Genomic DNA, 7,934 nt, shown 5'->3' with positions numbered 1-7,934 from the left:
ATCGGCTATTATTTCTGCATGTTCATGATTTATTAAACATCGAGCTTGACCCATACTTAGTATATTTTCATTTACTTTATCTTGAATAGACTGCGGTAAGTTATTAAGTCTTAACAAATTAGCTATATGACTACGACTTTTACCAAGCCTCTCAGCTAGTTTTTCTGCTGTATAATTAAAATTTTCAACTAGATATTTAAAACCACGAGCTTCTTCCATAACTGTTAAATCAGTTCTTTGTATATTCTCAATTAGTGCTATTTCCATACTCTCTCTAGCATCTAAATTTTTTATAATTACTGGTATCTCTAAAACTTTTGCTAATTTACATGCACGCCAACGTCGTTCTCCTGCTATAATTTGGAAATTATTATCAACAATAATAGGCTGTAATAAACCATTATTCAATATAGAATCTGCTAATTCTTTTATTTTATCATATTCAAAGTTTTTTCTAGGCTGATTCTCATTTGGTCTTATTTTATCAATATTTATTATTTGTATTATTTCTGATTCTATAGAAATAACTTCTTCTCCAAGTAATGAAGATAATCCTCTTCCTAATCCTTTATTTTTCGCCATATCTTTCTAAGATTTCTTTTGTAAGTTCTATATATGCAACTGCTCCCGAACATTTATAATCATATATAATAGCCGGTTTTCCATATGAAGGAGCTTCAGATAGTTTAATATTTCTTGGAATAACGGTTTTAAATACTAATTCTCCTAAGCATTTCCTAACATCATCTTCCACTTGCTCAGTTAAACGATTACGCTTATCATACATTGTAAATAATATACCTGCAATCTTTATCTTAGGGTTTAATTTTTTCTCTATAATTTCAATTGTTTTTAGTAAATGGCTTAATCCTTCTAAAGAGTAAAAATCGCATTGCATTGGAATCAGGACTTCATCACTTGCAACTAAAGCGTTTACCGTTAATAAATTTAATGAAGGAGGGCAATCAATAATTATATAATCATATAATATTTTTATTTTTTCCAATAGGCTCATTAAAATATATTCTCGGTCCTTTAATTTTGTTAAATCTAATTCAGCGGCAGATAGATTAGTGTTTGAAGTAATTATTTCTAAATTTGGTATATCTGTAGAAATTATTGCATCTTTCAATTCTATTAAATTTGTTAATACCTGGTATATAGTATTTTTGCGTTGTTGCTGACTAATTCCAAAGCCGGTACTACTATTCCCTTGAGGATCAAGATCTATAACTAAAATTTTTTTATTTACAGCAGCAAAAGCTGTAGCTAAATTTACAGTAGTTGTAGTTTTAGCTACTCCTCCTTTTTGATTAACAATAGCAATTACTTTCATATAATTTTTGTTAAATTACTAACTTCTAGAATCTTCCCTTCTTTAAAAGTAATACTTTGATGTATTAAATAATCAAATAACCACTTCTCTTGTGCTTCTACTATTTCAGTTAAATAATTTTTTCCTTTTAATAACAAAAATTTTTCTTGTACTGAAATATTTTTTATACAATTAAATATTGTATTTAAGTTAGAGAAAGCTCTACAAGTTAATATACTACAATCCATCTCTACTTTTTCTATTCTTTGATTGATTATTTGTATGTTATTATTTGATATCTTTGACGCTTTTTCTAAAAATATACATTTACGTGAATCAGCTTCTATTAAACTTACTTTCGCTACACCTGCAATAGATAATACTATACCAGGGAAACCGCAGCCGCTTCCTATATCAACCAAGTGTATTTCTTTATTATCAATATATTGTATTAATTGTAATGAGTCTAGTATATGACGTTGCCAAAAATTATGTATACTATTATCTGATACAAGATTGATTGCTTTATTCCATTTTTTAACTAACCTTTGAAAAATTTCTAACTTTTCAATTATTTCATGTGGAACTTCCATCACTATATTTAGTTTTTAAATAAATTATAATAGCCGTAATTGCTGCAGGTGTAATCCCTGGAATTCGACGTGCTACACCAATAGTAGCAGGTTTATGGGAAGAAAGTTTTTCCTGTATCTCTAATGATATACTTGGTATTTTAAAATAGTCAATATTTTTAGGCATTAACTGTGCCTCTTCACTTTGAAATAAATTAATATCTGCGTGTTGTCTGGTTAAATATGAAGCATATTTTGACTCAATATATAGTAATTGCAAAATATTATTATTTTGTACTTCTTTAAGTATAGGAAAAATTTTAATAGCTTCTTCAACATTAAAATTAGGTATTTTAAATAAATCTAATACTGTTTTATATGTACCATCCTGTGCTACCTGTATACCCATTTTAGCAAGTTTACTAGTAGTTAAAGATAATGTTTTTAATAACTTTCTTGTTTTTTCTATATCTTCACATTTCTTTATGAATATTTTTTTACGTTCTTCTGATACAACTCCAATGTTTATACCTAATTCCGTTAAACGTAAATCAGCGTTATCTGCTCTTAAAGATAATCTATATTCTGAGCGGGAGGTAAACATACGATAAGGCTCCGTAGTGCCAAATATTGTTAAATCATCTATCATTACCCCAATATAACTATTTGCTCTTGTTAATATAAAAGGTGGTTGATTTTTTACTGACAAAGCAGCATTAATACCTGCAACTATACCTTGTCCTGCTGCTTCTTCATATCCTGTAGTACCGTTAATTTGTCCAGCAAAATATAATCCGGTTATTTTTTTTGTCTCTAACGTAATACTTATTTCACGTGGATCAACATAATCATATCCTATAGCATAACCTGGACGCAAAATCGTTGCATTTTCTAATCCTGGAATTGTTTTTATCAATTTTTGCTGTACCTCTTCAGGCAAAGAAGTAGAAATACCGTTTGGATAAATTGTATAATCGTCTAACCCTTCAGGCTCTAAAAATATACGATGTTCTGATTTTGTACTAAATCTAACTATTTTATCTTCTATAGAAGGACAGTATCTTGGTCCTATTCCTTCTATTTGTCCTGAATACATCGCAGACTTATTGATGTTTTCACGTATAATATTATGAGTTTCAGGAGTAGTTTTAGTGATAAAACAATTTATCTGAGGAACATTAACAATATTTGTTAATTCAGAAAAAGGACGAGGAGTTTTATCGCCGGGCTGTAAAGCTGTTTTACTATAATCAATAGTACGCCCATCAATTCGTGGCGGCGTACCTGTTTTTAAGCGAGCAAGTTTAAATCCTATTTTTTTTAATGTATTTGATAATCCATAAGAAGGTTCTTCATCTACTCTACCGGCAGGAATTTTTGTTGAGCCGATATGAATAAGACCTGATAGAAAAGTACCTGTAGTTAATATAATTTTTTGACAAGGAATTTTACTACCGTCATTTAAAATAACTGCTTCAACTTTAGAAGATTTAATTTCTATATCTTCTACTTTTCCGTATAATATATCTAGATTAGGGTAATTTGTTAATATTTGATACATTGCTTTTTTATAAAGCTTACGATCAGCTTGAGCACGAGGTCCCCAAACTGCCGGTCCTCTAGTTTCATTCAGCATTTTATAATGTATGCCTGCCTGATCTATTACATAACCCATTAATCCATCAAGTGCATCAATTTCTTTAACTAATGTGCCTTTTGCAATTCCACCGATTGCCGGATTGCAAGACATTTCACCTAAATTTTCCGGTTTTAACGTAATTAAGAGAGTAGAAACTCCAAGACGTGCAGAAGCAGCTGCAGCTTCTGCACCTGCATGCCCACCGCCTATAACTATTACGTCATATTTTAGCATTAATTATTCTATAATTTCAGATTTATTAAAGAAAAATTTGATTTCTCTTTTTGCACTATTTTCACTATCTGAACCGTGAATACTATTGGCTTCAATTGATTCACCGAAATCTTTTCTAATAGTTCCGGCTTCAGCTTCCGCAGGATTAGTTGCTCCCATAATTTTACGATTTAAAGTTATAGCATCTGCACCTTTAAGAACTTGAAGCACTACTGCTCCTGAAGTAATATATCCAACTAAGCTATCAAAAAACGGTCTTGCTCTATGTTCATCATAAAAACATTCTGCTTCATATTTAGTTAAATGCTTCATTTTCTGAGCTACTATTTTTAAGCCTGCATTCTCTAAATAAGTATTGATTTGCCCTATTTTGTTCCTTTTAATAGCATCAGGCTTAATCATTGAAAAAGTATATTGTATTGTCATTTTGTAACCTTTATATCATTATTAAATTTATTAGACTTCCTGCATAAGTCATCTTATAAAGAGGAATTTGAAGGAGACACTTCACTGCGAACCGCAGCGTATATAGACATACGTGAGGATTCGAGTCTAGGCTCGACGTACAAATTACCTTTAGAAATGGCTTATGCAGAAAGTCTATTTTTTAGCTGAACAATTCCATGTTAAAGCGAATAAACCGCCCCCTATAAGAGCGGAAATACTAAAAAATACAAACACCCCATTCCAACCGTAATTATCGCTAATCCATCCTACACCGACCCCCGCAATGGCTGCTCCTAAATAACCAAATAATCCTGATAATCCGTTAGCAGTACCAACAGCTTGACGCGAGCTAAAATCCGCAGCAGCAATACCTACAAGGAGCTGTGGTCCTGAAACAAAAAAGCCTATTAAAGAAAGAATTACTATGCTTAATAATTCACTTTGAATAGGTATTTTCCAAAACGAGACTAACAATAAGCTAAGCGATACCATACATATGGCAGCAACAGGTCCCCGACGTCCTTGAAATATTTTGTCTGATAAAACACCTGCTATTAATGCCCCTGGGATACCTATCATTTCATATAAACCGATTTGTAAACCTGCATTTGCAAGGCTTATACTACGTAAATCTCTTAAAAATGTCGGTGCCCAATAAATTACCCCGGAGCGTATTATATAAACAAACATGTTAGCCAGACAAACATACCATATTAGCTTGTTACAAAAAACCATTTTAAGTAATTGCGGAGTTAATAGCTTTTCATAATCACCTATGGATTCAGGGGGATATTCTTTATATTCTTCCACGGTAGATAAGCCTGCTTCTTTTGGAGAATGACGAAGCCTATTATATAAGAAAAGCGATACTATACAAGCAACTACACCGGGAACGAAAAAAGCAGCTCTCCAATCAAATTTATCGATTAAATAACCGCAACTTATCATAGCAAGGGCCCCACCTATTTGGTTAGAAGTTGCTCCCATAGCCCATTTAGTTCCGAGTTCTTTTGGAGCAAACCAGTGAGTAAGCATTTTTGTTGCAGGAGGCCATCCCATAGATTGAAACCAATTGCTAGCTATCCATAAAATTCCTATAAGCCATAAAGAATCTGAAAAGCCTATTAGAATAGTAATGATCCCGACAAGTAAAAGCCCTAATACCATAAATATACGAGCATTAACTTTATCACTAATAAAGCCGTTACAAACTTTACTAACTCCATACATTATAGAAGAAGCTGTTAATATCCAACCAATTTGTGTTTTAGTAACCCCAAAATATTCTCTTATAGCAGGAGTTGCTATATTAAAATTCTGACGACAAAAATAAAAAGTTGCATAACCTATAATAATAGAATACAAAATTCTTACTCGCCAACTATTATATTTTTTTACATATGGCGATCTTGGAGTTTTAATTTTGGATTTTGTATTTGTCATATTATAAACTCGCAGGCTAAAAAAAGCAAGTTTCTTAGAAGCTTGCTTTTTTTATAATATTAAATTTTAACAAATTCTATTTTTCAGTTTTATTTACCAAAACTTGATACTCTTTATTTAAACCTTTAACGGCATATACCCATAATATTACTATTACAAAGAATATAGAAGCAAAATATGGTGTTGCCTCAACAAAGCCGAATGCAGGAAATAAAATAAAGAATGTAGACTGAATAATAGCACCGCCTGATTTACCGAATCTTCCTCCGATAACTTCAACGGCAGCTTGCCCTTTTACTCGTAAATCCTTATCAAGCGGAATATATGCCATATTTTTAGTAGCATCAAATAAAGAATATTTAACTCCTTTACTTAGAACATTCTGGATCATACCAATCACAACCGCAAGTGCTAAAGGACCTGAAGCAAGAATTCCTGTTAAATTCATAGCAATAACACTATCAAAAAAGATAAAAGCAAAAAATGCAGCACCAGTAAGCAACATCATTAAAGGAGTAATCATTGCTGCAGTCATCCATGATACTTTTCTTAAGATATTACTGCCTATGATCATAAAGGCAATAGCAACCCAACCTTGATAGAATTGGAATTTACCCATATATATAGTGTAAGCTTCTTTTGTTGGATATAATTCTTTTACTTTTGATTTCCAAACACCTTCAACTAAATTTACGGAAATACCATAAGCAATAAGTAGTAATGCTATATACCCCACATATTTAGAAGCAAAGATCATCTTGAAGCTTTCTACTAAGGACATTTTAGTTTTAGCTTTTTTCCCTTTTACAAGTGCTGGATCATAAAGTTTTGGATCGGTTAGAACGTTTTTGTTCATCCATCTATATGTTAATATCACTGCAAAACTACTCACTATCATTATAATAAATAACGGAACAAATTTGAGATGTTCTGCAACTATTTGAGTTTTTTCATGTAAGAAATATCCAATAATTACGGATGTTACAGGCAATGCTAAATTAGCAAGCAAACCAAACATTGAATAAAAACGTTTAGCTTCATCGGTTTTAGTAATTTGGTTAGCAAATTGCCAAAATAATAAACTAAGCATCATTGTTCCCCAAAGCTCTGCCATAGTATAAAAAGATGCAAAACTCCATTTCCCCACTATTCTTATAAACCATTTGAAATTAGGGTAAGCTAAACTTAAAGATTCTATAGTCTCAGGATCAGGATGAACTAAATCAGGATAAGGGTAGAGGACAAATGCAAATAGTGCAAAATATCCTAAGAAAAATGAAGTAATGACGTAAAATACGTTTTCTTGCTTTAAAATATCGCAAAGTTTAACATAAATTACCATAGCGATTACTGCAGACGGTAGCACTATATATGTTTTTAAGAAACTTATTGCTTCAGCTCCTATATCTGTTACTACAAACCCATCTTTAATTGAGCGAAGAGTTGAGTAGTTTAATAAAATACAGAACATCATAAACGCCATAGGCAGAAATTTCTTATTTTCATACCTTTCTATAGGCCAAATTACTTTTCTTAGTTCCGAGATATAATCATCACTTTTAGGAGTACTCATAAATTAAATTTTTCTATTTATTTTGAAGATAAGTATTATACTAAAATATGTTAGAAAAGTCAAATCCGATGATTTTTACTCAAAGGAAATTAAATACAATGATAAACTTTGATATAAGTAAACGAAATATGATAATTAATTTACTTGATTTTAATTTCTATCTATAATTATTTTCAGATAAATATAGAATCTTCTGACTTCCACACCGTAAATCTCGATGATGGCGTATATTTCAGCATGGCTTTGAGGAAGATAGAATAAAAATATGTCCAAATTAAAAACAGCTCTATTATTAACTACTATAATTTTTATAACAGGCTGTAAAAGCAATAAAGAAAATATACATATGAAGGATTCAAATATAATAAACCCACAATATGTAACTTTGAACGTTCAAACCTTGAATGGTTCAGAGGATAAAACTATTAGGATAAAGGCAAAATCTTTAAACTTCCCTTTATCTGCAAAAGACTTGCGTGATATCTCTATTTTAGAACAAAAATATGATCAAGAAGAAAATTGTGCAGGGCTTGCTGCGCCGCAAATAGGTATATCAAAATGTGGGTAATCCTCCCCAAAAACAATCGACAAAAGGAGTAGAATTTTTTAGAAGTAAAGAAGGAGATTCTATAAATGACAATATCAAAACACAGTGATAGCCAAATCATGTCTATCTTAAAGCAGGCGAGCAGTGGGATGCCTGTAGCATCT

Annotated in this window: 7 protein-coding genes and 2 pseudogenes; 2 read left to right on the top strand and 7 right to left on the bottom strand. The window is 31.4% G+C overall.

Translation table 11 applies throughout. The annotated features are described in order from the left end of the window. From AC1Z7D_RS05025 to ndk, 5 genes are all read right to left on the bottom strand, one after another. Positions 1-582: ParB/RepB/Spo0J family partition protein (locus tag AC1Z7D_RS05025; protein ID WP_482602527.1), on the bottom strand; the 582-nt coding region annotated here is incomplete at its 3' end. Next, on the bottom strand, positions 569-1,336 hold the full coding sequence (locus tag AC1Z7D_RS05020; RefSeq protein ID WP_482602525.1) for a ParA family protein: 768 nt from the start codon (positions 1,334-1,336) through the stop codon (positions 569-571). The genes AC1Z7D_RS05020 and AC1Z7D_RS05025, both read right to left, overlap by 14 nt. Further along, positions 1,333-1,908, bottom strand: a complete 576-nt coding sequence (gene rsmG / locus AC1Z7D_RS05015; protein ID WP_482602523.1) for a 16S rRNA (guanine(527)-N(7))-methyltransferase RsmG — start codon at positions 1,906-1,908, stop codon at positions 1,333-1,335. The genes AC1Z7D_RS05020 and rsmG overlap by 4 nt, the downstream gene beginning before the upstream one ends. After that, positions 1,892-3,760, bottom strand: a complete 1,869-nt coding sequence (mnmG, locus tag AC1Z7D_RS05010; protein ID WP_482602521.1) for a tRNA uridine-5-carboxymethylaminomethyl(34) synthesis enzyme MnmG — start codon at positions 3,758-3,760, stop codon at positions 1,892-1,894. Before mnmG ends, rsmG begins: the two co-directional genes overlap by 17 nt. A 3-nt stretch (positions 3,761-3,763) precedes the next feature. Then, positions 3,764-4,186, bottom strand: a complete 423-nt coding sequence (gene ndk, locus AC1Z7D_RS05005) for a nucleoside-diphosphate kinase (protein ID WP_482602519.1) — start codon at positions 4,184-4,186, stop codon at positions 3,764-3,766. Between ndk and AC1Z7D_RS05000 the strand changes: the two are divergent. Continuing rightward, positions 4,172-4,369, top strand: a pseudogene (locus AC1Z7D_RS05000) (palindromic element RPE1 domain-containing protein); the annotation flags it as partial. The gene ndk and the pseudogene AC1Z7D_RS05000 overlap by 15 nt on opposite strands. On the opposite strand, the gene AC1Z7D_RS04995 reads toward AC1Z7D_RS05000, so the two are convergent. Both AC1Z7D_RS04995 and tlc1 read right to left on the bottom strand, forming a co-directional pair. Beyond that, complete coding sequence (locus tag AC1Z7D_RS04995; RefSeq protein WP_482602517.1) at positions 4,361-5,650, bottom strand: MFS transporter; 1,290 nt, start codon at positions 5,648-5,650, stop codon at positions 4,361-4,363. The pseudogene AC1Z7D_RS05000 and the gene AC1Z7D_RS04995 overlap by 9 nt on opposite strands. A gap of 76 nt (positions 5,651-5,726) precedes the next feature. Continuing rightward, a complete protein-coding gene (gene tlc1 / locus AC1Z7D_RS04990; RefSeq protein ID WP_482602515.1) occupies positions 5,727-7,223 on the bottom strand; it encodes an ATP/ADP exchange transporter Tlc1 in 1,497 nt (498 codons plus the stop codon). A gap of 265 nt (positions 7,224-7,488) precedes the next feature. Between tlc1 and AC1Z7D_RS04985 the strand changes: the two are divergent. Continuing rightward, positions 7,489-7,785 (top strand): annotated as a pseudogene (locus AC1Z7D_RS04985) (peptide deformylase); the annotation flags it as partial. Between the last annotated feature and the right edge of the window lie 149 nt (positions 7,786-7,934).

Source organism: Rickettsia sp. (genome assembly GCF_965035265.1).
This window is presented reverse-complemented; position numbering and strand designations above follow the sequence as displayed.